Annotated in this window: 15 protein-coding genes, 1 tRNA gene and 6 pseudogenes; 10 read left to right on the top strand and 12 right to left on the bottom strand. The window is 44.1% G+C overall.

Annotated features, from left to right (window positions below; translation table 11 throughout):
- Positions 1-115 precede the first annotated feature (115 nt).
- From serS to TT12_RS06265, 5 genes and pseudogenes are all read left to right on the top strand, one after another.
- Positions 116-1401: pseudogene (gene serS, locus TT12_RS06280) on the top strand (serine--tRNA ligase).
- Positions 1402-1657: 256 nt separating this feature from the next.
- A pseudogene (gene tkt, locus TT12_RS06275) lies at positions 1658-3654 on the top strand (transketolase).
- Between the two features lie 127 nt (positions 3655-3781).
- On the top strand, positions 3782-4438 hold the full coding sequence (locus TT12_RS06270) for a LysE family translocator (protein ID WP_045453120.1): 657 nt from the start codon (positions 3782-3784) through the stop codon (positions 4436-4438).
- A gap of 167 nt (positions 4439-4605) precedes the next feature.
- Positions 4606-4815, top strand: a pseudogene (locus tag TT12_RS18845) (nuclease-related domain-containing protein); the annotation flags it as partial.
- A gap of 48 nt (positions 4816-4863) precedes the next feature.
- On the top strand, positions 4864-5592 hold the full coding sequence (locus tag TT12_RS06265; RefSeq protein WP_243443437.1) for a topoisomerase DNA-binding C4 zinc finger domain-containing protein: 729 nt from the start codon (positions 4864-4866) through the stop codon (positions 5590-5592).
- A gap of 56 nt (positions 5593-5648) precedes the next feature.
- Here TT12_RS06265 and TT12_RS06260 read toward each other — a convergent pair whose 3' ends face one another.
- A complete protein-coding gene (locus tag TT12_RS06260) occupies positions 5649-6587 on the bottom strand; it encodes a LysR family transcriptional regulator (RefSeq protein ID WP_045453117.1) in 939 nt (312 codons plus the stop codon).
- Between the two features lie 143 nt (positions 6588-6730).
- On the opposite strand from TT12_RS06260, the gene TT12_RS06255 reads away from it, so the two are divergent.
- Together TT12_RS06255 and TT12_RS06250 are read left to right on the top strand one after the other, a co-directional pair.
- Positions 6731-7150 carry a nuclear transport factor 2 family protein gene (locus TT12_RS06255; protein WP_201600062.1) on the top strand — a complete coding sequence of 140 codons (420 nt, stop codon included), beginning with the start codon at positions 6731-6733 and terminating at the stop codon, positions 7148-7150.
- 45 nt (positions 7151-7195) lie between these two features.
- Complete coding sequence (locus TT12_RS06250) at positions 7196-7423, top strand: DUF2798 domain-containing protein (RefSeq protein ID WP_045453341.1); 228 nt, start codon at positions 7196-7198, stop codon at positions 7421-7423.
- Positions 7424-7523: 100 nt separating this feature from the next.
- On the opposite strand, the pseudogene TT12_RS06245 reads toward TT12_RS06250, so the two are convergent.
- The 11 genes and pseudogenes from TT12_RS06245 to exaC form a co-directional block, all read right to left on the bottom strand.
- Positions 7524-8476, bottom strand: a pseudogene (locus tag TT12_RS06245) (DUF4424 family protein).
- A 10-nt stretch (positions 8477-8486) separates the two neighbouring features.
- Entirely contained in the window at positions 8487-9458 is a 972-nt protein-coding gene (locus TT12_RS06240; protein WP_045453110.1) for a peptide ABC transporter ATP-binding protein, read from the bottom strand.
- Positions 9455-10528, bottom strand: a complete 1074-nt coding sequence (locus TT12_RS06235; protein ID WP_243443436.1) for an ABC transporter ATP-binding protein — start codon at positions 10526-10528, stop codon at positions 9455-9457. Before TT12_RS06235 ends, TT12_RS06240 begins: the two co-directional genes overlap by 4 nt.
- A 1-nt stretch (position 10529) precedes the next feature.
- Positions 10530-11102, bottom strand: coding sequence for an ABC transporter permease subunit (locus TT12_RS06230; protein WP_243443435.1), 573 nt, complete (start codon positions 11100-11102; stop codon positions 10530-10532).
- A 53-nt stretch (positions 11103-11155) separates the two neighbouring features.
- Positions 11156-11503 carry an ABC transporter permease family protein gene (locus tag TT12_RS16825; RefSeq protein ID WP_243443434.1) on the bottom strand — a complete coding sequence of 116 codons (348 nt, stop codon included), beginning with the start codon at positions 11501-11503 and terminating at the stop codon, positions 11156-11158.
- A gap of 81 nt (positions 11504-11584) precedes the next feature.
- Positions 11585-12601, bottom strand: a complete 1017-nt coding sequence (locus TT12_RS06225) for an ABC transporter permease (RefSeq protein WP_045453107.1) — start codon at positions 12599-12601, stop codon at positions 11585-11587.
- A gap of 206 nt (positions 12602-12807) precedes the next feature.
- A complete protein-coding gene (locus TT12_RS06220; protein ID WP_045453104.1) occupies positions 12808-14448 on the bottom strand; it encodes an ABC transporter substrate-binding protein in 1641 nt (546 codons plus the stop codon).
- Between the two features lie 456 nt (positions 14449-14904).
- A pseudogene (locus TT12_RS18280) lies at positions 14905-16547 on the bottom strand (GMC family oxidoreductase).
- Between the two features lie 196 nt (positions 16548-16743).
- Entirely contained in the window at positions 16744-17070 is a 327-nt protein-coding gene (locus TT12_RS06210; protein WP_045453101.1) for a DUF779 domain-containing protein, read from the bottom strand.
- A gap of 211 nt (positions 17071-17281) precedes the next feature.
- Positions 17282-18310 carry an alcohol dehydrogenase AdhP gene (gene adhP / locus TT12_RS06205; protein WP_173936718.1) on the bottom strand — a complete coding sequence of 343 codons (1029 nt, stop codon included), beginning with the start codon at positions 18308-18310 and terminating at the stop codon, positions 17282-17284.
- A 97-nt stretch (positions 18311-18407) separates the two neighbouring features.
- Positions 18408-19934, bottom strand: coding sequence for an acetaldehyde dehydrogenase ExaC (gene exaC, locus TT12_RS06200; protein WP_045453097.1), 1527 nt, complete (start codon positions 19932-19934; stop codon positions 18408-18410).
- A 290-nt stretch (positions 19935-20224) separates the two neighbouring features.
- Here exaC and TT12_RS06195 point away from each other — a divergent pair, with 290 nt between their 5' ends.
- The 3 genes and pseudogenes from TT12_RS06195 (at position 20225) to TT12_RS06185 (ending at position 23767) form a co-directional block, all read left to right on the top strand.
- Positions 20225-22150 carry a DEAD/DEAH box helicase gene (locus TT12_RS06195; protein ID WP_045453093.1) on the top strand — a complete coding sequence of 642 codons (1926 nt, stop codon included), beginning with the start codon at positions 20225-20227 and terminating at the stop codon, positions 22148-22150.
- A 174-nt stretch (positions 22151-22324) separates the two neighbouring features.
- Positions 22325-23514, top strand: a pseudogene (locus TT12_RS06190) (type I glyceraldehyde-3-phosphate dehydrogenase).
- A 162-nt stretch (positions 23515-23676) separates the two neighbouring features.
- A tRNA-Ser gene (locus tag TT12_RS06185) sits at positions 23677-23767 on the top strand.
- Positions 23768-23854 lie beyond the last annotated feature (87 nt).

The raw sequence follows: 23854 nt of genomic DNA, 5'->3' as shown, positions 1-23854 counted from the left end.
CAAATCTGCTGTGTCTTGGTATTATAGCGGCTATCACTTATTTTGATAAAAACAGTATTTTTAAAAATAACACTTTCGAACCTCTTCCTCACTTCTAGCGTTACAGGCAACTATTATGATTGATCCAAAACTCTTACGCGGCGATTTAAGCGATTTACAACAGCAACTGGCCACTCGTGGTTATGCACTTGACATAGATTTTTGGCAAACGGTTGAGTCAGAACGTAAATCTTTGCAGATCAAAACCGAAGAGTTGCAGTCGAGCCGTAATGCGGGTGCTAAGCAAGTGGGTGCTTTGAAAAAGTCAGGCGAAGATGCCAGTGAGCTATTGGCTGAGATGCATAATGTCAGTGGTGAGATTAAAACAGCCGAAGACGAGCTGCGCACTCTACAAGAGCGTATCAACAAAGCTGCTATGCAAATTCCAAATATTCCAGCAGCCGATGTGCCAGTGGGTACGTCAGAAGATGATAACGTAGAAGTGCGCAAGTGGGGCACGCCTCGTACGTTTGATTTTGAAATTCAAGATCACACTTATATTGGCGAGACACTTGGTATGCTCGACTTTGAAGCCGCGACTAAGCTGACTGGCAGCCGCTTTAATGTACTAAAAGGACAGTTGGCGCAAATGCATCGCGCCTGATTCAATTTATGCTCAATACCCATACTATGAAGTACGGCTATCTTGAGACCTATGTGCCTTATATTGTGAATTCAGATAGCCTAAAAGGTACAGGACAGCTGCCTAAGTTTGAAGATGATTTGTTTAAGCTCAAAAATCATACAAACAACGAAGATATGGACTTTTATCTCATTCCTACTGCTGAAGTGCCAATGACCAATTTGGTACGTGGCGAGCGTTTGGACATCAGTGAATTACCGCTTAAGTTTACCGCGCATACGCCTTGTTTCCGTAGTGAGGCGGGCTCTCATGGGCGTGATACTCGTGGTCTGATCCGTCAGCATCAGTTTGAAAAAGTCGAGATGGTCAATATTGCCACGGCTGAGCAGTCTGATGAGTTACTAGAAGCAATGACTGGACAAGCTGAATATATCTTGCAGCAGTTGAACCTACCATACCGCACTGTTCAGCTATGTACTGGTGATATGGGTTTCGCAGCACAAAAGACCTATGACATCGAAGTATGGTTACCGAGCCAAGATACCTATCGCGAAATCTCTAGCTGCTCTAACTGCGGTGACTTCCAAGCGCGCCGTATGGGCACACGTGTCAAAGACGGCAAACAAACCAGCTTAGCACACACGCTAAATGGTTCAGGCTTGGCAGTGGGTCGTACACTATTGGCAGTGATGGAAAATCATCAAAACGCTGATAGTAGCATCACCATTCCAGAAGTATTGCGTCCGTTTATGGGCGGTGCTGAGACTATTTCAGTTTAATAGCTATATTGCTTATACTAGCTGTGAGTTACTAAGATGACTCACAGCTTTTTAATATAGGGTAGTTTGATAAAACTGATATGAATAATTATTAAACACAAACGATTCTGTCATACCATTTCTTAGCTAGCCTCATAGCAAATATGTTAATATTATACTTTGATTTTATAGTCTATAACTTAGGGGCGCATTTGGCGTCCTTATGCTTATACTCCTTTGAGTAAACTCTCCTCTTAGCCCAATACTAGGACACTCTATGCCAGCTCCAATTAGCGAACGTAAATTAGCCAATGCCATCCGTGTACTGTCGTTTGATGCGGTTCAAAAAGCCAACTCTGGACATCCAGGCGCGCCAATGGGTATGGCCGATATTGCCGAAGTTTTGTGGCGCAAGTTTTTGAAGCATAATCCTGCTGACCCGCAGTGGCACAACCGTGATCGCTTTGTCTTATCGAATGGTCATGGCTCAATGCTTATTTACTCATTGCTGCATTTATCTGGTTATGATGTCAGCGTTGATGATCTGAAAGGTTTCCGTCAGTTGCATTCAAAAACCCCAGGTCATCCTGAGCTTGGCTACACACCAGGTGTCGAGACGACTACTGGTCCACTAGGTCAAGGTATTGCTAATGCGGTTGGTTTTGCTATCGCTGAAAAAACCTTAGCCGCGCAGTTCAACCGTGAAGGCCATAACATCGTTGACCATAACACCTATGCGTTCTTAGGCGATGGTTGCTTGATGGAAGGTATTAGTCATGAAGTGTGCTCACTGGCTGGCACGTTAGGTCTTGGCAAGCTGGTCTTCTTCTATGATGACAATGGCATCTCTATCGATGGTAATGTCGAAGGCTGGTTCACTGATGATACGCAAGCGCGTTTTGAGTCTTACGGCTGGCAAGTTATTAAAGTCGATGGTCATGATGCGGATGCGATCACTCAAGCAACTGAACAAGCGCTTAAAGAAACTACCAAACCAAGTCTTCTGATTTGCAAAACCACGATCGGTGCGGGTAGCCCGAACAAGCAAGGTCTAGCAGCCAGTCATGGTGCCCCGTTAGGTGATGACGAAATCGCCTTGACTCGTGATGCGTTATCTTGGAAACATGCACCGTTTGAATTAGATGACGAAATCTATGAAGCGTGGGATGCCAAAGCCAAAGGCGACATACAGCAGAAAAATTGGGATGCGGACTTTGACGCTTATAAAAAAGCACATCCTGAACTGGCGTCTGAGTTGTTGCGCCGTTTAAATGGTGACTTACCTGCTGACTTTGATAATCAAGCACAAGCCTATATTCAGCAAACGCAAGAAGCGGGCGGCGATGTTGCCAGCCGTAAAGCCAGTCAAAACGCCATCAATACCTTACAGCCATTATTACCAGAATTGCTAGGCGGTTCAGCGGATCTAGCTGGCTCGAACCTCACGCTATTCAAAGGCGCTAAAGGCATCGAAAAAGACGCTGACGGCAACTATATCTATTACGGCGTGCGCGAGTTCGGTATGACCGCGATTGCCAATGGTATCGCATTGCATGGCGGCTTTATCCCTTACGTCGCAACTTTCCTCATGTTTATGGAATACGCACGTAACGCGGTACGCATGGGTGCATTGATGAAGCAGCGCGTCATCCATGTCTATACGCATGACTCTATCGGTCTGGGTGAAGATGGCCCAACGCATCAGCCAGTTGAGCAATTGACTAGCTTACGTACTACGCCAAATCTACGCACATGGCGTCCTTGTGATGCGACCGAATCTGCCAGTGCTTGGTTGAGGCCATTAAGTCTGAACATAATCCATCAGCATTGATTTTTAGTCGTCAAAGCTTGCCACATCAAGCGCGTGATAGCGAGCAAGTAGCGAACATCACCAAAGGTGGTTATGTATTGGCGAAAGAGCAAGGCGAGTTACAAGCCATCATCATCGCGACTGGTTCAGAAGTTGGCCTAGCGATGGAAGCATATGAAGCGTTAAGCGCAAATGGTATTGGCGTCCGTGTGGTCTCTATGCCATGTGCAGAGATTTTCGTTGAGCAAGATACTAGCTACCGTGAAGCGGTATTGCCTGCCAATATCCGTGCTCGTGTAGCAGTCGAAGCCGCGCATGTAGATTACTGGTATAAGTTCGTTGGTCTAGATGGCAAAGTCATCGGTATGACCACTTATGGCGAATCTGCTCCTGCAGACCAGTTATACAAAGAGTTTGGTATTACGACTGATGCTGTGGTTGAAGCGGTGAATAGTTTGGTGTAATCCGTTAAAAAAGTTATAAATAAAAAAGCTGCTAGAGAAATCTGGTGGCTTTTTTATTGGCTAAATAATCAGTGTATTCATAGTGGTATTTAGTCCATAATTAAAAAAAACAGAGTACGGACTAATTATGAACTGGGATTTGTTGAGTATTTTTATCACGGTCGGCTTGGCGCATTTTCTTGCACTATTGAGTCCTGGACCGGATTTTGTATTGATCGTAAAGAGTGCGATTAAGAACGACAGTAAAGACGCAATAGGGGTTGCGCTCGGTATCACCTTTGCTAATGCAGTGTACATTGGTCTATGTCTAATTGGCGTTGGCTCAATTTTAGCCGCCTCTGCACCTATTATGATTACGCTAAAAATCATTGGTGGGTTGTTTTTAATGTACCTTGGGATACAGGCGTTACGCGCACGAAAAGATGCGTATGACCAATTTCAGGTAGCCCAATCAGCCCATTCAAATATACCTAAGACAACTTTTTTAAAGGAATTTACTGCAGGGTTTTTGTCTGGAATATTTAATCCTAAAAATCTACTCTTTTATCTCAGTTTATTCACTGTAGTGTTAACACCAGAAATAAGTTTTGTGTTCAAATTGGGCTTAGGTGTTTGGATGACTGTTGTGGTATTCGCATGGGACACTGCCGTCATATTTCTATTGTCGACTCGCAAAGTACGCGCTAAATTTACCCAAGTTGCTTATTACATCGATAAAGTTACAGGGGCGTTGCTTGGCGTCATTGGTTTAACTATCGTCAGAACAGCAATTGTAGATCGGTAATTTTAACCAAAAGTAATTAGTATATTGATATTGAACGTTATTTATTTTTTCATAACCACTTTCAAGAAAAAAACCATGTCCCTCAAATCCACTTTCAAAGGCTTTCTAGGCGAGACCGTTATCAATGTCGCCATGTGGCTAAAACTTGAAAAAGATGTCTATCACCGATTAAACGGTATTACCTTGCCAAGAGCCAATGGTGCAGTACCCAAATCGATCATATTATCGTCTCTGTATACGGCATCTTTGTCATCGAAACCAAGAATTATAAAGGCTGGATATATGGTAGCGAGAAGCAAAAGCAGTGGACGCAAGCTTTCCCAAATGGAAGTAAGTATAAATTCCAAAACCCATTACGCCAAAATTATCTGCACATTAAGACGCTCGCAGATTTATTAGGATTGGAGCTGAGCTACTTTCATTCGATGATTGCTTTCATCGGTGAATGTGAGCTGAAAACCCGTGATGAGTTGCCCGAACACGTATTGACAGGTGGGATGGTCTCTTATGTGAAGAAGAAACAAGATGAGATACTGACTGAAGACGAGGTCAAGTCTATCGTTGAGCAGATTAATAGCAACAGATTTAGCAAATCTTGGCGCACCAATAGAGAGCATAAAGCCTATCTAAAAGACAAGCATAGCCTCTCAAACAAACAGCCTAGCAGTAACTCCACTGATAAAACAATTGCTAAAACTGCCAGTAAGCCTACACTCGATCCGGTAATAAAAGAAACCGCTAAACGAGCCACGCTGAAAAGCCGAGAAGTGCTGCGATGGTCGGGTCAGACTGAGATTGAATCTAGCGAGTTACTAATTGATAATCTGAATACTCAGCAGACAAACACACCATATGTCAGTATATCGCATGATATTGCTAATAAAGTGTTCCTTACACCGTTTGAAGTTATGGAGCCTGAGTTATCGGACAATGATTTTAAAACGGCTGAATGTGAGATTGTCACGTCTAATAGCATTAATCTTAAAGCTGTTGAGCAAACCAATCATACAGCTATTACAGAGCAAGTACCTGCCTGTCCAAGATGTCAGGCAGCAATGGTCAAACGTGTTGCAAAAAAAGGCCAGCACCAAGGGAAAGACTTTTTTGGTTGTAGTCAATTTCCTAAATGTTGGGGCGTAGTGAATGTTGATTAGCGGTATTCTATATAATCCATACTCTATATAAGCCGTATTACATACAACTACTTGAGCTAAGCACAACTGGCAATTAACCAATCAGCAACTGCTCTCACTCGTGCAGAGCGTCTGACATCTGGATGCATCACAAGATAGAGAGGGTAGTCTTGAGTGAGTGGAATGCTGGTATTTGAGATTGAATCCTGATTGTCTGATGTGAATGATGAAGCGTGGTTTTTCGCTAATATGTGTGGCGTTCGAGCTGTCAGCGCTACTCGATTAATTGGATCAACTGCCGTTAGCTCTGAGTATTGGTGAGCCAAAAACTCTGGCAGTAACGCGATACCTATTTTTTTACGAGCAGCATGACAGGCCATATATAAATCATTAGTGTTAAATGCAACCGTATAGGCATGCTGTTTCACTAAAGCCTGTGACCAAATCAGTACTCTAGCATTAGCTTGAAACTCTATTAATTGCCATCGATCAGAATGGGTGTTTTTGAGGTATTCATTATTAGCAAAGAAACCGTATCTTGTGGACCCAATAATACGAGCAACCAGATCTTCCTGTGTGGGACAACGCGTTCTTATAGCGATGTCTGCTTCTCTGTGATGTAAATTGCTCAAGCCAACTTCACCGCTCAACGCGACTAATATATCTTGGAACTGCTGGCGAAACTCAGTCAGAGCCGTTATCAGCACTTCATTTGCCCAGACAGGTGGTGCCGATATAACAACTTTGCCCTGCATCGCGTTCTGATCAATTGCCATTCTCTCAAATACGGCTATCTCTTTTTTCACCTCAATGGCTTGGCTGTAGAGCGTCGACCCTTCTGGCGTCAGTGCATAGCGTTTGCCTAGCCGATCAAACAGATTTACCGATAATGTTTGCTCAAGATGATCAATTCGCCTCGCAACCGTACTGTGTTGTAACCCCAGCTCTTCAGCGCAAGCAGTCAGAGTCTGTTTTTCCACCAAGCAAACAAAGTAAGCCAAATCATCCCACTGCATCTCAAAACTACCGTTTAGTATGAGTGTTCAGTTTAGCAAACTTCATTGAGTATTTTTGCACAGTGATTGCCTATCTATCATCTGTTTATCTTTACGCCACTATATTAGACTCGTTATCTACTTTATAAAATATTGAGAGACGTATGCAATCATCATCAAACACCCAAACACTCGATCAATTTATAGCACACATCTTTATGGGTGAATATGAGCAAGCCATGCAGCGATGTGATGAAAACGTTAAATTCGTGGTTTTTCGAGAGAATACAGACAGTCAGGTGCCTATTTATGGGACGCACAGTGGCAAAGATGAAGGTGTTGATTTTTTTAAAAATCTTGCGAAAATGTTCGAGTTTGGCGATTTTATAATGGAGGAGTCTATCGTCGCTGATAATTATGTGATCAGATTTGGCAAGCTTGCTCACACAGTCAAACACACGGGGAAAGTATTTAATAGCCTGTGGTCAATGATTGTCTGTTTTAATGATGCTGGCGAGATTGAACTATACCGCATGCATGAGGACACGGCGGCTTTAGAAGCTGCTATGCAAATCTCAAGATAAAAGGTAAATGAAAGGTTGAAACTGCTTGAGGCTATGATGAATCAGATGAAGCGAAAGAGTTATAAGTTCCGCATTGTTAATACTGCAATTATGGCAGTCTTATTATCAGGGATGATGACAATTTATATCACCTTTATCAACCTTGGTATGGTGGATAGGTTTGTTTATTACTGGTTTAAGGCTTGGATGCTGGCTGCGCCTGTCGCCTTTGTTTGCGTCATGATAATAGCCAATCCGGTGCAGAAATTGACTAAAAGTCTGCTAGACTCATAATTCATTAGAACACTATTACTCAGGACGCTTAAATTTATTGCCACGACTGCTGTTGAAACAAGTTTTATCAGTGAGCTAGGAGTATCTTACAAACTAACGGCTACTTCATAATAAAAGCGACATCAAAATCGTGCGTTGGCATAAAGTTAGTCTCTTTAATCTCAAACGTCGTCGCGCTTACCTTTTTGACTTTACCCTTTCCTTTCCAGCAAAACGACACTAATTCATTAGGATCGCGTTCTACGGTAAGTTTGAAATTAGCGATAGGTTTTGCCCAATTAGCACCTGTGGTCAAGATATAGCTTAAGGCATGATAAGGCGACTACCATTCTTGTGAAATCCTCTTTGAGTTGAAGCATCTACGCAAAAATTTGGGAATCCTTCTTGACCTAGATGAACTGAGCCACCCACAAGCGGTGTATATGAATGCTTGATTTTGGTCGTCGCATTGGCTTTGAATTTTTGCTCCCAACTATAGATAACCTGCGAATCCCAAGGTATATAAAGACTTTCTCTATCATAGATGAATCTATCTAGTGCCTTATTATTACAATCTAAAAGCTGTTGATTGACATATTCAGTGTCAACTTGATACGTCCAAGGTCCCATCATATCAGCCTCGTTAAGACCACAGGATTTAAATATTTCAGTCGTATCAATAGAGGTGTCTGCATAGGTTCTATCGCCATCTTTGACGACAATTGGCCGCATAAAAGTACGGACATGCTGATTAGGAATGATAGGCTTACCATTTATCCAAACTTCAAAGTTGTCATAAGTGGCATTAATATCAGCAAAATCTGAGTCTGTAGAGCTGGGGACAGCTGGCATAGGAAATAAAACGGTTTCGGTAATATCCTTATTGCTTAAGTTTTTAAACTCATAATTGACGCGGATTTTATCTTTGGAGATATATAAGTCTTCACTGTGCATGCTGATATTTTTATTTTTAAGATATTCAACACCGCCTGTACCTATGTAGCCAGTAGAGTCGTTTGCTTGGGCAGCAGTCATTGCTAGCAGCACAGTGTAAGCTAATGTACCGCTAAACATCAGATGGCGCTTATCCATATATTTCTTCCAATCGTAAACAAGCCACCAATCGACCGTCCCATTCGCGCAGTTGCGGCTCTATCTCGCTGCATTGTTGTTTAGCATATGGGCAGCGTTTGTGCAGGGCGCAGCCAGTCGGTGGATTAAGCGGGCTTGGTAACTCACCTTGTAGGGTCAAATCATTCTTATGACCATTTACCGTTGGCGCGGCAGCCAACAGAGCGATAGTATACGGATGTTTTGGCGCGTTATAGATTGCTTCTTTCGGGCCATGCTCGACCGCTTGACCTAAATACATCACCATCACATCATCTGCCACATGACGCACAACTGATAAGTTATGTGAGATAAAGACATAAGCAGTACGATACTCATCCTGTAAGTCCATAAACAGATTCAAGACTTGCGCTTGAATCGATACATCGAGTGCAGAAGTAGGCTCATCAGCGACGACAATTTTAGGATTGAGCATCATGGCGCGGGCGAGGGCAATACGTTGGCGCTGACCTCCAGAAAACATATGCGGGTAACGGCCAGCATGCTCGGGACGCAGACCAACATTTTTCATCATCTCATTTATTTTGTCACGCTTGTCGTCTTTGGACAGTTTGGTATGGATATCTAACGGTTCAGTCAATTGATAACCGATAGTATGGCGTGGATTTAAGCTGCCATAAGGGTTTTGAAAAACCATTTGAATCTCGGTACGCAGCTCTTTGAGCGCTTTTCTACTATAGCCAGTGGTGGCTTCATCATTGATAAATAGCTCGCCATCAGTAGGCTCTTCAATCAGTGTCAACTGGCGGGCAAGGGTAGACTTACCGCAGCCTGACTCACCCACGACGGCCAGCGTCTTGCCAGCCTCAAGCTCAAACGACACACCATTTAATGCTTTAACGTAAGCTTTTGCTTTACCCAACCCTTGCGATACTGGGTAGTGTTTATGTAGATTGTCTGCTTTCAGGACCACTTTATTACTCATACTTGTGACTCCAAGGTAGCAGTGTGAGAGGTAGAGTTGCGAGAAGAAGGATCAGAATGAATACAGCGCACTTTGCCATTAGGAGTATCCAATATGGGCGGCGGTACTTCACAGGCAGGCTCTTTGTACGGGCAGCGAGGAGACAATAAGCAACCACTTGGACGATCATATTGACTGGGTACGACTCCGGGTAAGCTGTTGAGCCTGTCTTGACCGATAGCCAGCTCTGGGATGGCTTGCAGCAAGGCCTCAGTATAAGGGTGAGCAGGCTTTTGAAAAATCTCCGGCACGGTACTGGTTTCGACCACTTGTCCGGCATACATGACCGCGACATCACGCGAGTTTTGCGCGACCAAACCCAAGTCGTGGGTAATCAGTATCATCGCCATTTGTTTTTCGCGTTGCAATCGGTTTAGCAAGTCCATGATTTGCGCTTGTACCGTGACATCGAGTGCAGTGGTTGGCTCATCTGCGATCAGCAGTTTTGGCTCACAAGCAATTGCCATCGCAATCATGACCCGCTGACTCATACCGCCTGATAACTGATGTGGATAAACCTTGAGTCGATTTTTGGCATCGGGCATTTCGACCAGCTCTAACAGCTCTAAGATACGTGTCTGTACTGCTGAACCACGCAAGCCTAGATGCTTACGTAATACTTCACCCAGTTGCATCTCAACCGTAAAGCTTGGATTTAAGCAAGACATGGCATTTTGAAAGATCATAGAGATATCTTTGCCAATGATGCCGCGTTTTTCTTTGGCTGACATACTGAGCATGTCTTTATCATCGAACATAACACGCTTGGAACGGACAGTCGCAGAGGGTGGCAGTAGCCCCATCAGTGCCATCATAGTAACTGACTTACCCGAGCCAGATTCACCCACGACTGCGATGACTTCGCCTTGTGTAATCTTTAACGAAACATCATCGACTGCACGAAAAGCGCGCACACCTTGCCCGAAAGTAACCGAAAGATTTTCAATATCTAACAACAATGGTGATTCTTTTTTTGATGCGTCATTCATAGAAGTGTGAGTGGTAGGCGTTTTAATTAATTGTTCAGTCATCTTAGGTCACCTGCTTTAATTTGGGATCTAGCGCATCGCGTAGGCCATCACCAGTCAAGTTAATCGACAATGCGGCTAAGAAAATAGCGACACCGGGCCAAATCGCTAGCCAAACATTACTCTGAATATACTGACGTGCTGTACCGAGCATCGCGCCCCATTCTGCATCGGGTGGCTGTACACCAAAGCCTAAGAAACCAATTGCACCTGCTTCTAAAATAGCAGACGAGAAAATCATCGTCGCCTGCACGATGAGCGGTGCCATACAGTTGGGCAAAATAGTGATAAACAATAAGCGCAGCACGCCAGCACCCATCACTTGCGAAGCAATAAAGTATTCACGTTGTAGCTCTACCATCGCGGTAGCACGAGTCAAACGAATAAAAGGTGGCGTACAGACCAAGGCGATGGTAATAATCGTGTTGGTCATAGAAGGACCTAAGATAGCGGCAATGATGATCGCCAACAGTAAGCTCGGATAAGACATCAAAATATCATTGACCAGCATGACCGCTTTGCCCCAAACCTTGGGCCAAAATGCAGCACTAAGTCCCAATGAAACACCGACTAACATGGCAAGAGTCGTCGCGCTCAGACCGATAAATAGAGAATAACGCGCGCCATACATCACTCGAGATAATGTATCTCGCCAGCATCATCCGTGCCTAGCCAAAACATGGTATTGCCACCATCCAGAAAGGCAGGAGGCAACTGCTCTTGACCAGTAAATAACTCGTAAGGGTCATGGGGCGCAATGGCAGGCGCAAGGATGGCAATAATGACCATCAATGCCAGTACAATAAAACCAAGCACCGCGCCTTTATTTCGGCAAAACGTCGATAAAAATAGCTGCCAAGATGACGGCGGTGTGGCGGCCATAAGATTGACATCAGAGGAAGAACAGAAGGCTTCATGAGCAGTTCCTATAGTGGCTAGCGCGTTACAAGTATGTAGAGTTCCATTTCTAGCAATCATTTAAAATGTGCTAAAACTCACTCAAGACCATACAAACACCAGTAACCACTATTTATAATATGAGTATTTATCAATGTTAAATTAAGAAGTATGTCGAATACGCGGATTGATCAGACCATACAAAATATCAATAAATAAACTAACCAAAATCAGGGCGGTGGCGACCAATAAAATACCGTTTTGCACGATAGGATAATCACGAGTGAAAAACCCATCGAGCAGCCAATTACCAACACCTGGCCAACTAAAGATAGTCTCAGTGATAATAGCCCCCGCGAGCAAGGTCGCCATCTGTAAACCAATCACAGTCACCACAGTGATTAAGGCATTACGCATGACGTGTACCAATATCACGCGGCGCGGCGATAGGCCTTTGGCGCGCGCTGTACGCACGTAGTCCTCATCTAACACCTCTAGCATCGCCGAGCGTGTCATGCGTGCAATCATTGCGAGTGGTATGGTCGATAAGGCAATAGACGGTAGGATAAAGTGTTTCACCACGTCCCAAAACGCGCCAGGTTCTCCTGATGTTAACGAGCCCAATAACCATGATCCATATAAAGGTTTGACGTCTAAAAACTGCGCGACAGATATGACACCAGCAACGGGCAACAGGCCGAGATAATGGGCGAATATACCCGTGAGGATAGGTCCCAATAAATAGATGGGCATAGAGTAGCCAGCCAGCGCCCCTGACATTAGAGTGTAGTCAATCCATGTACCACGTCGTAGCGCGGCAAAGATACCTAAGCTCACACCGACAACACTGGCAATGACAATGGCACACAAAGCCAGCTCTAAGGTTGGTACAAAATGCGCAAAGAAGTCTTGTAATACCGGAGTACGAGTACGAAAGGATTGACCAAAATCACCGGTCAATATTCCGGTTAAGTAATCCCAATATTGGACAATGAGGGGTTTGTCTAAGCCAAGTCTTTCTAACGCGCGAGCATGTAGCTCTGGATCTACCATACGCTCACCCATCATAATCTCGACAGCATCTCCAGGGACGAGCCGAATTAAGGTGAATGTCGATAGCGTTAAGCCAAGATAGACAGGAATTAGAATGGCAATGCGACGCAAAATGTAAAGTAGCATGGGCTGCTCAATTCAATAGTTGTGGTTCAATCGTTTGAGATCGATGAGTAGAATGTTGGCAGAGATGAGAGAGTCGGTGACAAAATGCTTAAAAAATGCTTAATAAGGCGCTTAACTCATATAAATACGGCTGGAGCAGAGTGTCTGACCCAGCCGAATATAAATTAAACAATCATGCATGTCTTACCGGATGTCATCAGATCAGGTTATTCAACCTTTACACCATCGAAGCGTATTGAGCCAAGCGGACTAATTTTATAATCGACGACGTTTGGTGCGGTGAATACCGTGACCACCGAATGCGCCATTGTCGTCCAAGGCAATTGCTCTTTGAATATCTGCTGAGCTTGTACATAGTCGTTGACGCGCTCATCTTGATTGGTAATCTGACGGGCGTTAGTCACCAAAGTGTCAAAGTCTTTATTACACCAGCGTGAGTAGTTATTGCCACCGACCGCATCACAAGATAGTAGCGTACCAAGCCAGTTATCAGGATCCCCATTGTCACCAGTCCAGCCCGCTAGAATGACATCAGGCTCACCTTTAGCAGCGCGGTTTAGATACTCGCCCCATTCATACGTCACAAGCTTGGTATCGACACCAATTTTTGCCCAATCTGCTTGTAGCATTTCAGCCATGAGTTTGGCATTAGGATTGTATGGACGTTGCACGGGCATATACCATAGATTAATGGCAAGTTTGTCCGCGCCTGCTTCTTTTATAAGGGACTTGGCTTTTTCCACATCGTAAGGCGCATCTTTGATAGATTTGTCGTAACCCCATTGTGTGGGCGGCATAGGATTGGTGGCTTTTAATCCTTCGCTTTGATAAACCGCATTGATAATAGCGTCTTTATTAATTGCCATGTCTAATGCTTGGCGAACTTTAAGGTCGCTAAGCTTCGGTTTTTCAACGTTATAGCCGACATAACCGACGTTAAAGCCGGGTTGATCGAGAACGGTGGCCTTACCAGATTTTTTGACAGAGTCAATTTCGGCCGGTTTTGGATAAGCGGACACATGACATTCACCTGCTTGCACTTTTTGCGCACGCACTGCTGAATCTTTGGTGATGACAAAGACTAGATTATCGATATGAATATCATCTTTGTTCCAGTAGTCTGGATTTTTGGTATAACGAATTTGCGCGTCTTTTTGATAAGAAGTAAAGACGAAAGGTCCTGTACCAACGGGTTTAGTGTTGATATCAGCAGCATTACCAGAAGCCATTAACTTTTCTGCATACTCAGCAGAATCGATATAAGCGAAGGGCATCGCTAGGTTCTGTAAAAATGGTGCATTGGTCTCGCTGAGTGTAATTTTGACGGTATTGTCATCAACTTTTTCGATATTGGAGATAATATCAGGTAGCCCCATACCGACCGAATAAGGGAACTCAGCAGGATAGGCTTTATTAAATTCAAACTCTGGATTGGTGATACGCTCTAGAGTAAAGACAATGTCATCTGCGTTGAAATCACGGGTTGGGGTAAAGTAATCGGTCTTACCATATTTAACCCCTTTACGTAGGTTAAAGGTATAAGTCTTGCCGTCTTCACTAATATCCCAACTTTCGGCTAAGGCTGGCTGAATCTCAGTACCATCTCTTTTGAACTCTACTAAGCCGTTGTAGATGGGAAAGGCGCTCGCATCAAAATCCGTACCTGCAGTGTACTGTGCTGGATCGAATCCAGCCGGACTACCTTCTGAGCAATAAAGTAAGGTTTTGGCTGCTTTAGCATCTGAGCTGGCAGCAGATTCATCGGTGGTTTTGTTGTCGCCGCTACAGGCACTGATGCCTAGAATAACTGTCGCCAACATCGTCAGTTTGAAGAGTGATTTTTGCATTATTACATCCTATGTAATGATAAATAGTCACCAATATATTTATAAGATCGTTTTTGACCTATAAATATAATGAGCGTGCTTTTAATTCCCTTTAAAGCAATTGTTTATATCGTGTTTTTGATATGCAAAATAAAAAATATTTCAGGTTGTATTAACCATTATTCAGATTTGCAAAAAATACCGATATAAATAAGTGGTTTAAATATACTCTGTTCAACAGTGGTAATGCAAGACATCCGTAAGCTAATTTGATAGAAAACGTTCTGTTTTACTATCTTTATTGCCGAATTTGTTAGAGTCTCTCCTTATCTTAGAAATGCTGATAAAATAACCACGAAAAAACAAAGGTTAAACTTTTATATAATTCGCTTATTTTCATTTTATTGAATATAAAGTTTTAGTAGATAAGTTTCTTAAATAAAAATACTAATTATAAGACGCATATCTTCCCATATTTTATGGCGTGATTCGTTCAATATGACTGTGATTTGCTTTGATAAGATCTGCGAGTTTTTCAGCAATCATAATCGTTGGTGCATTGGTATTACCGCTGATTAAAGTTGGCATGATTGAGGCATCGATGACCCTTAAGCCATTTACGCCGCGTACTTTTAATTGCAAATCGACGACTGAATTGCTGTCTGAACCCATACGGCAAGTGCCGACAGGATGATAAATGGTATCTGACTTGTTGCGAATATAGCCGAGCATACCGTCTTTTTCGATATAGGGGGCAGGGTAGTCTTCAGTAATATATTTGGCGATGGGTGATTCTTGCATGATGGCGCGCGTACGCTCCGCGCCTGCAATCATATATTCCACATCTTTTGGGTGCGAGAGGTAGTTTGGATCAATCAATACCGCGTCTGAGGGGTCGGCGGAGTCCAGTCTGACTGTACCGCGGCTTTCAGGGCGTAGGTAGCAACTGTGACAAGAGACCGCAAAGCCACGTCTGAGATCACGACCATGCTCAATCACGCGGGATATGACAAAGTGCAGTTGGGTATTTGGCCACTCTTTTGGATCATCACCGACACTAAAGAACGCGCCCGCTTCAGCATAGTTGGTAGACAAGAGGCCTGTACCATCCTTTCTCCACTGCCGAATACTTTTGGTCAATGTCGAAATCGTCGCCATACCAATACCGATGACGTCAGTGGTATTGACCTCGTAATCAAAAACGACGTCCAAATGATCTTGTAGATTACCACCAACATCGGGCGCATCTACCACGACGTCGATGCCATGCGATTGTAGATGCTCAGCAGGTCCAATACCTGACAACAGCAGGACTTTGGGTGAGCCAAAAGTGCCCCCAGATAATATCACTTCATGACGCGCCATAACCGCATGCTCGACGCCATCTTTTTCATAAGCGACACCAACGGCTTGTTTGTCTTCAAAAATGACGCGGTTGGCTTGGGCGTGGGTGATGACGGTCAGATTTGATCGGTTTTGTACTGGATGTAGATAAGCGGCCGCCGCAGAGCAGCGTTGACCTTGTTTTTCGCCATGAAATGGGTGACTTGATATAGCCCTGTACCGTCTTGCTTTTCGCCATTAAAATCTTGATTATGATCTAAACCATTGGTGATGGCGGCTTCTACGAATGCTTTGGAGATATCACGCGGACTCAGTAAGTCACTTACATGCAGCGGTCCGCTATCACCATGCAGCTTATCACCCCCATGAATATTATTTTCTGCTTTAATAAAATAGGGCAGTACATCATCAAATCCCCAGCCAGTACAGCCTTGTTCTACCCAACGTTCATAATCGAGCGCACTACCACGCGTATAAATCATGGCATTGATAGCGGATGAACCGCCTAAGCATTGACCACGTGGTTGGAAGCCACGGCGGTCATTCAGGTGCGTCTGCGGCGTGGTGTGAAAGCACCAATTATTCAGTTTCAGCGGCTTGCCTGGCACCATCAAAATCAGTCCGGCAGGGACACGGACAGCAAGGTCTTTGCCTTCACCACCATATTCTAATAAACAGACACTAATGTCTGGGTTTTCTGTTAATCGGCTAGCAAGTACGCAGCCAGCTGAACCACCACCAACGATGACGTAATCAAATTTTTTATCAAATTCCATTTTACATTCCTTCTAGCATCCATGCTTAGTAAAACGTGCTCGTTAAAACGCGTTTATTGAAATAGGGTACGCATTACAGTATCTATTATTTTGCTGGAATAATAAAATAAAAATGACTAAGGGGTGTTTGTCGATCAACATATGGCATGGCAAAACAATACTAGGACATTAAACCGCTGGTGTATGCTATTTAAACTTATATAGCACATATCTCTGAACGTACGATAAAGCGCTTACCTTCTGGTATTTCAAGCGAAAAACTGGCTCCGCGTCCATCGACCACATCTATCGTTAGATCGGTATGTTGCCAGAGCTTATACTGAGCTTTACCCATATAAAATGGACAGCCAATCAGCTCACCGATAAGTATGTCTTGTCCGCCTACTTTAAATTCGCCCAATGGATAACACATGGGTGAACTGCCATCGCAGCAGCCGCCTGATTGATGAAACATCAGCTCGCCGTGCTTAGATTTTAGTAAGTCGATTAATGCTTTGCAGGACTCTGTCGCTGTGACGTTCATAATGATTTCCCTATCGTTAGACCCGAACAGATATCTTTCATAATCATACTGAGTAAAATAAAATATAAAGGGTCGCATCATATTCACTCACATCATTTATCATATGTGGTTGAAAACGATACGACCCATTACTAATGATTACTCTAGCCAGTCATTGAGACGGTGTTACGAGTCTCAAAATGTCATAAAACATGTGGCTAGACAATGGTTGTTACAGACTATAGTCAATGACAATGCGACCTTCGATTTTGCCATCACGCATACGATCGAAGATATCATTGATATTTTCTAGTGGCTCAGCGGCAACGGTGGCTTTTACTTTGCCTGCTGCTGCCATGTCTAGCGACTCTTGCAAGTCGAGACGCGTACCAACGATTGAGCCACGAATGGTAATACCGTTTAAAACAGTATCAAAAATGGATACTGGGAATTCGCCCGTTGGTAGACCATTACAGACCAAAGTACCACCGCGTCGTAACATGCCCAACGCTTGATCAAAAGCTTTTGAAGATACTGCTGTCACGAGCGCACCGTGAGCACCGCCGATTTCTTTTTGTAGATATTCAGCAGGGTCAGTATTTTTCGCATTGACAGTGACTTTGGCGCCCAATTTTTTAGCGAATGCCAGTTTTTCGTCATCAATATCCACAGCAGCAACGTTCAATCCCATCGCAATGGCATACTGAACAGCCATATGTCCCAGTCCACCGATACCTGAAATGACAACCCAATCGCCTGGCTTGGTGTCGGTCATTTTAAGACCTTTGTAGACCGTGACACCTGCACATAACACTGGTGCAATTTCAATAGAGTCAACGCTTTCTGGGATGATACCGACATAGTTGGCATCTGCTAGTACATATTCTGCAAAGCTGCCGTTTACGGAATAACCAGAGTTTTGTTGGCTTTCGCATAAGGTTTCCCAACCACCTAAGCAATGGGTACAGTGGCCACAAGCAGAGTAGAGCCAAGGAATACCGACTCGGTCGCCTTCCTTGACATGATGGACATTTTCACCAACGGCAGTGATAAGACCAACGCCTTCGTGGCCTGGGATAAACGGCGGGCTAGGTTTGACTGGCCAATCGCCCTCAATGGCATGCAAATCGGTATGACAGACACCTGATGCCTGCATTTTTACGACGATTTGACCAGCACCTGCGGTTGGAATATCTACTTCTTCAATTTCTAAGGGTTGTCCGAATTCATGCAGCACGGCCGCTTTCATTTTATTACTCACGTTGTAACTCCTTGTCATCGTTCTTTACATTAAGATGCTCGGCGAGCATCGAGGTCGCACTTTACAGTTTTGCCATAAAGTGCTTTGAAAAACAGAATTAAAAGAAGCCCATCGCTTTAGGACTATAAGAGACCAGCATGTTTTTGGTCTGCTGATAATGATCGAGCATCATTAGATGGTTCTCACGGCCAATACCAGATTGCTTATACCCACCAAACGCAGAATGCGCAGGATAAAGGTGATAGCAATTCGTCCAAACGCGGCCAGCTTTAATGCCACGACCGAAACGATAAGCACGAGTACCGTTACGCGTCCAGACACCAGCACCAAGACCGTATAAAGTATCGTTGGCAAGCGCCATCGCTTCTTCATCGTCTTTAAACGTGGTGACAGCAAGCACAGGACCAAAGATTTCTTCTTGGAACACGCGCATATCATTCGTGCCTTCAAAGATAGTCGGCTGCACATAATAACCGTTTGCCATATCGCCATCATGCTTGGCAAGTTCACCACCGACCAAGACTTTTGCACCTTCTTTTTTACCAATATCAAGATAAGATAGGATTTTTTCTAACTGATCTGAGCTGGCTTGCGCGCCAATCATAGTATCAGTATCGAGCGGGTTGCCCATTTTGATAGCTTTTACGCGAGCGATACAGCGTTTCATAAACTCATCATAGATGCTTTCGTGTACGAGTGCGCGTGATGGGCAAGTACAAACTTCACCTTGGTTTAGCGCAAACATGACCAAACCTTCAACCGCTTTATCTAAGAAGTCATCGTCTTCATCCATGATATCAGCAAAGAAGATATTTGGGCTTTTGCCGCCCAGCTCTAGCGTGACCGGAATGATATTTTCACTGGCGTATTGCATAATTAAGCGACCAGTGGTGGTCTCACCCGTAAAGGACACTTTATCGATACGCGGGTTGGAAGCGATTGGCTTACCAGCTTCTACACCAAAGCCATTAATGACGTTTAATACGCCTTTAGGTAAAATATCCGCCGCGCCTATGACGTCAAGCATGTATAAAACAGAAGCTGGAGTTTGCTCGGCAGGCTTGAGGACGATACAGTTACCCGCAGCAAGGGCTGGGGCGATTTTCCAAATCGCCATTAGAATAGGGAAGTTCCAAGGAATGATTTGACCGACTACGCCTAGAGGTTCATGGAAATGATAGGCAACCGTATCTTCATCAATTTGACTAATGCCGCCTTCTTGTGCGCGGATAACGCCCGCAAAATAACGCAAATGGTCGATGGCGATTGGGATATCAGCGGCGAGAGTTTCGCGAACTGGTTTACCGTTTTCATAGCTTTCAGCGATAGCGATTGCCTCTAAATTGGCTTCGATACCGTCAGCAAGTTTGAGCAACATATTAGAGCGATCAGTGACACTGGTTTTGCCCCATGCGTCTTTTGCGGCATGAGCCGCATCTAGCGCCGCTTCGACATCGGCAGCTTTAGAGCGCGCAATCTGACAGAAGGTTTTACCATCGATTGGACTTGAGTTGTCAAAGTATTCACTATCGATTGGCGCGACCCACTCACCATTGATGAAGTTGTCATATTTTTTGCGGAATTGAACAGGACTATTTTCAGTATTGGGATAGGCGTATAACATTAACGACTCCTTGTTGTGTATTATGGCTAGTTAAGAACAAACGACTTAAGCATAAATATTTGGCCATCCTGACCAAGCTATGACCCTATCGTACTGAGCTTTAGCGATGAGCGATAATGACTTTTTATAATGATATATTTCGTATCGTATAACTTTAAGTTATGTGGCTTATCAGGGTTAAAGTCGTCCGCGAAACAGATGTAGCTGTTATAATTGTTGGCAGCTTTTTCTCTTATTATTTGCTCTTAAGCTGTTTTTCTTATTACTATTAACTTAATTGGTTTAGATATATGCGTCAATCTTCTGCTCTTGATATCTTAAAAACGGGTCAAAATGTCTTTTTGACTGGCTCAGCAGGTTCAGGTAAGACTTATACGCTCAATCAATATATCGACTACCTGCGCGCGCGCCGTGTGCCTGTCGCCGTCACTGCGAGTACCGGTATTGCTGCCACACACATGAATGGCACAACGATTCATAGCTGGTCCGGCATCGGTATCAAAGATGAGTTAAGCGACCGCGACTTGACTACGTTATCACGCAAGCAGTTTTTGGCAGACCGACTAAAAGACACCGCGGTATTGGTCATTGATGAGATATCGATGTTGCATGCTAAGCAGCTCAATTTGGTTAGCCAAGTACTCAAGCATGTCCGAAAAAATGACAAGGCGTTTGGTGGTATTCAGGTAGTCGTCGCAGGAGACTTTTTTCAGCTGCCACCGATTGGTAGTAAGGGTGAAACCAACCGTGAAAAATTTGCCTTTATGTCGGAAGCGTGGCTTGATGCCAAGTTTCATATCTGCTATCTGTCTGAGCAACATAGGCAGGTTAGTGAAGCGGCAAATGGTGGGCTCGATTTGGACGATATTCTCAACCAAATTCGCCGTCAGGAAGTCACTTTTGAATCGATTGCCGCGCTGGAGGCGACTTTTGACCAAAATGTCGATATCAAACGTACCCGTCTTTATACCCATAATCTCAACGTTAATAGCATCAATGATAAAGAACTTGCTGCGCTAGATGGTGAGATGATGCGTTTTGAAGCCACCTCTACTGGTGATAGTAAGCTGGTTGAGACGCTCAAAAAAACGGTACGTACCCAAGATGATTTGGTATTAAAAGTCGGTGCCAAGGTGATGTTTATCAAAAACAATACTGAACTTGGCGTGTCCAACGGTACGATGGGTGAACTAATTGGCTTTGCCGCTGTTAAAATCGATGATAGCAAAGACAGCAGTAATGATTTAATCGAAGACGATGACGACAGTGCTGAAAGTGAGACTGATAAGAATGTAAAAGGCAAAAGTAAAAAAGCCATAAAAGAGAAACCCAAAGCCAAAAAGCCAACGACGCAAAAAATGCCCGTGGTTCGGCTCAATTCAGGGCGTGAAGTCATCGCTGAGCCTGAAGAATGGATCATCGAAGATGAGACCGGTGACGTGCTAGCAAGCTATGAGCAAGTACCGCTTTGTCTAGCATGGGCGATTACCATTCATAAATCACAAGGCATGACCCTCGATGCTGCTGAGATTGATTTATCGCGCACCTTTGAGCTAGGGCAGGGCTATGTGGCATTATCACGGTTAAAATCGCTGGCTGGTCTACAGTTGCTCGGTATGAATGAAATGAGTTTGCAGCTTGATCCGCTAGCACGCGGCGCGGACAAACGGTTTTTAGTATTGTCTGATGAAGCTGATGCCAATTATTCGATGCTTGATGAAGAGAGCATGACGCAGGCACATGAGAAGTTTATTTTAAAATCGGGCGGTACGCTGAGTAAATCAGTGATTGATGCTTATGCCACTTTGCAAAAAAAGCGCCGCGAGCAACAACAAGCGCAAATAGACAAAAAACAGAAACTGGGCAATCAAGTTTCTGATAAGTCAGACAGTACCTTGCTTGCGACGCGATTATTATTAGAGGAGAGCTTGTCGATTGCAGAAATCTCACAAGCCCGTCAGCTTTCACAATCAACGATTATGCGTCATATTGCTGACCTAAAATCTCAAGATCCAAGCCTCGCTTGTGATCATTTGCGTCCAGAGGATGAGGTGATGACGGCCGTTGGTAATGCCTACGTCGCGATTAAAGTCGCCAATAATCCAAATGATTTCAATGATGATGGCAGTATTAAATTGCGTCCAATATTCGATCATCTTAAGCAAAGTATTGATTATAATGCCATTCGTTTGGCACTGATTTTTATAACGCCCTAATACTGAATGGCGTTTTGATACTGAGTATGACAACTCAGGTTCAAGCATTCACCAAAGCCATTTAGTTTTTATATAACAATTCTTAGAGCCGATTAACAACTTGTTGGTTTTGTTTCATTGTAGCGCTGACTTTGTAGTGCTCAATTTTTTATCCCTTTATAGCGATATCTTTTTATGCCTGATTTTTCGAGCGCCATTTATCAATTAACGTCTGACCCAGTAGCAGCAGCGACGTTTCATGCATCTAGTGAGCATACACAGCCACTGAGGATTGCTATCAATGGTTTTGGACGTATAGGGCGCAACGTTTTGCGGGCATTGCTAGAGCGCTTTGAGGTATTAGGCCGTGCGATCCATGTCGTGGCGATTAATGATTTAGCCCCAGCGGATATTTTGCTGCATTTATTAAAGTTTGACAGCACGCATGGTCGCCTAAGTCGCCTTGGGGTCAGTGCTGATATTGTGGCAAGTAGCAACGATGAAGCGAGCGATGACGGTAACAATAATAGCGCCACACAGCTTTGTCTGACAAAAAACAATTATACCTATTGTATCAATTTATTTTCAGAACCTAACCCTGCGCAGTTGCTTGGCAGGCGCTGGGTGTCGATGTGGTACTAGAGTGTACCGGACATTTTCGCTCTTATGAGCAAGCACAACTGCACATAGTGGCTGGCGCGCAGCAGGTGATTATCGGTGCGGCACCATTCGATGATGTCGATGCTTGTATCGTTATGGGCGTTAATACTGATGAGCTAACACGTGAGCTGCCGATTATATCGAGCGTTTCTTGTACCACGCAGGCCTTGGTTCCCTTGATTGCGACGCTTGATACCGCATTTGGGGTAAAGTCAGCGATGATGACAGAGATTCATGCGGTTACCGCTGATCAGACAGTGCTCGATCAAGCCCACCGTGACCCAAGACGCGCGCGCGCGTCTGGTTATAACATTATTCCAACCACCTCTAGCAGTATCGCGGCGACAGAGCGTGTCCTACCTGCTATGGTAGGCAAGATAAATGGGCATTCGATACGCGTACCTACCATTGATGTAGCGGCTATTGATGTGACCTTTGTTTTTGATACGCCCGATGTGTCTGTCGAGGCAGTCCGCGAGGCACTCAAATCTGCCAGTCAGGCACATTTGCTTGACATCATGGCTTATACGGATGAGCCACTGGTCTCTAGCGATTTTATCCATCAGACTGAGTCTTTGATCATTGATGGTCAGCAGCTCATGCAAGTGGGTAGCCAGTACAAGGTTTTTGCATGGTATGACAACGAATGGGGTTATGCCAATAGACTACTAGATATGTGTCTACATCTGGCTTCTCATAAAAAACCTATCGTCAATTCTCTATAAAAAAGTGACCGCGTTAACCTTGCTTGAAGCATTACATATACATTTGGACTCAGTTGCCTTGACTCTTTTTTAAACTGAATCAACGATAGCATCAGAATAATTTAAATTCGTGCAATTAATTGCTTGCATTCTCATGTTATATCGCTATAATAACGCACAAATGGAGACGTGGCAGAGTGGTTGAATGCACCGGTCTTGAAAACCGACAAGGGTTTGTAGCCCTTCGAGAGTTCGAATCTCTCCGTCTCCTCCAAATTCGAAAGCCGCAATCATTATTAATGATTGCGGCTTTTTTTGTTGCATTTTTATTTTATATCGTTATAATAATGCACAAATGGAG

Origin of the sequence: Psychrobacter sp. JCM 18903 (genome assembly GCF_000586475.1) — a bacterium.
In the GTDB taxonomy this organism is placed as follows: Bacteria; Pseudomonadota; Gammaproteobacteria; order Pseudomonadales; family Moraxellaceae; genus Psychrobacter.
This window is presented reverse-complemented; position numbering and strand designations above follow the sequence as displayed.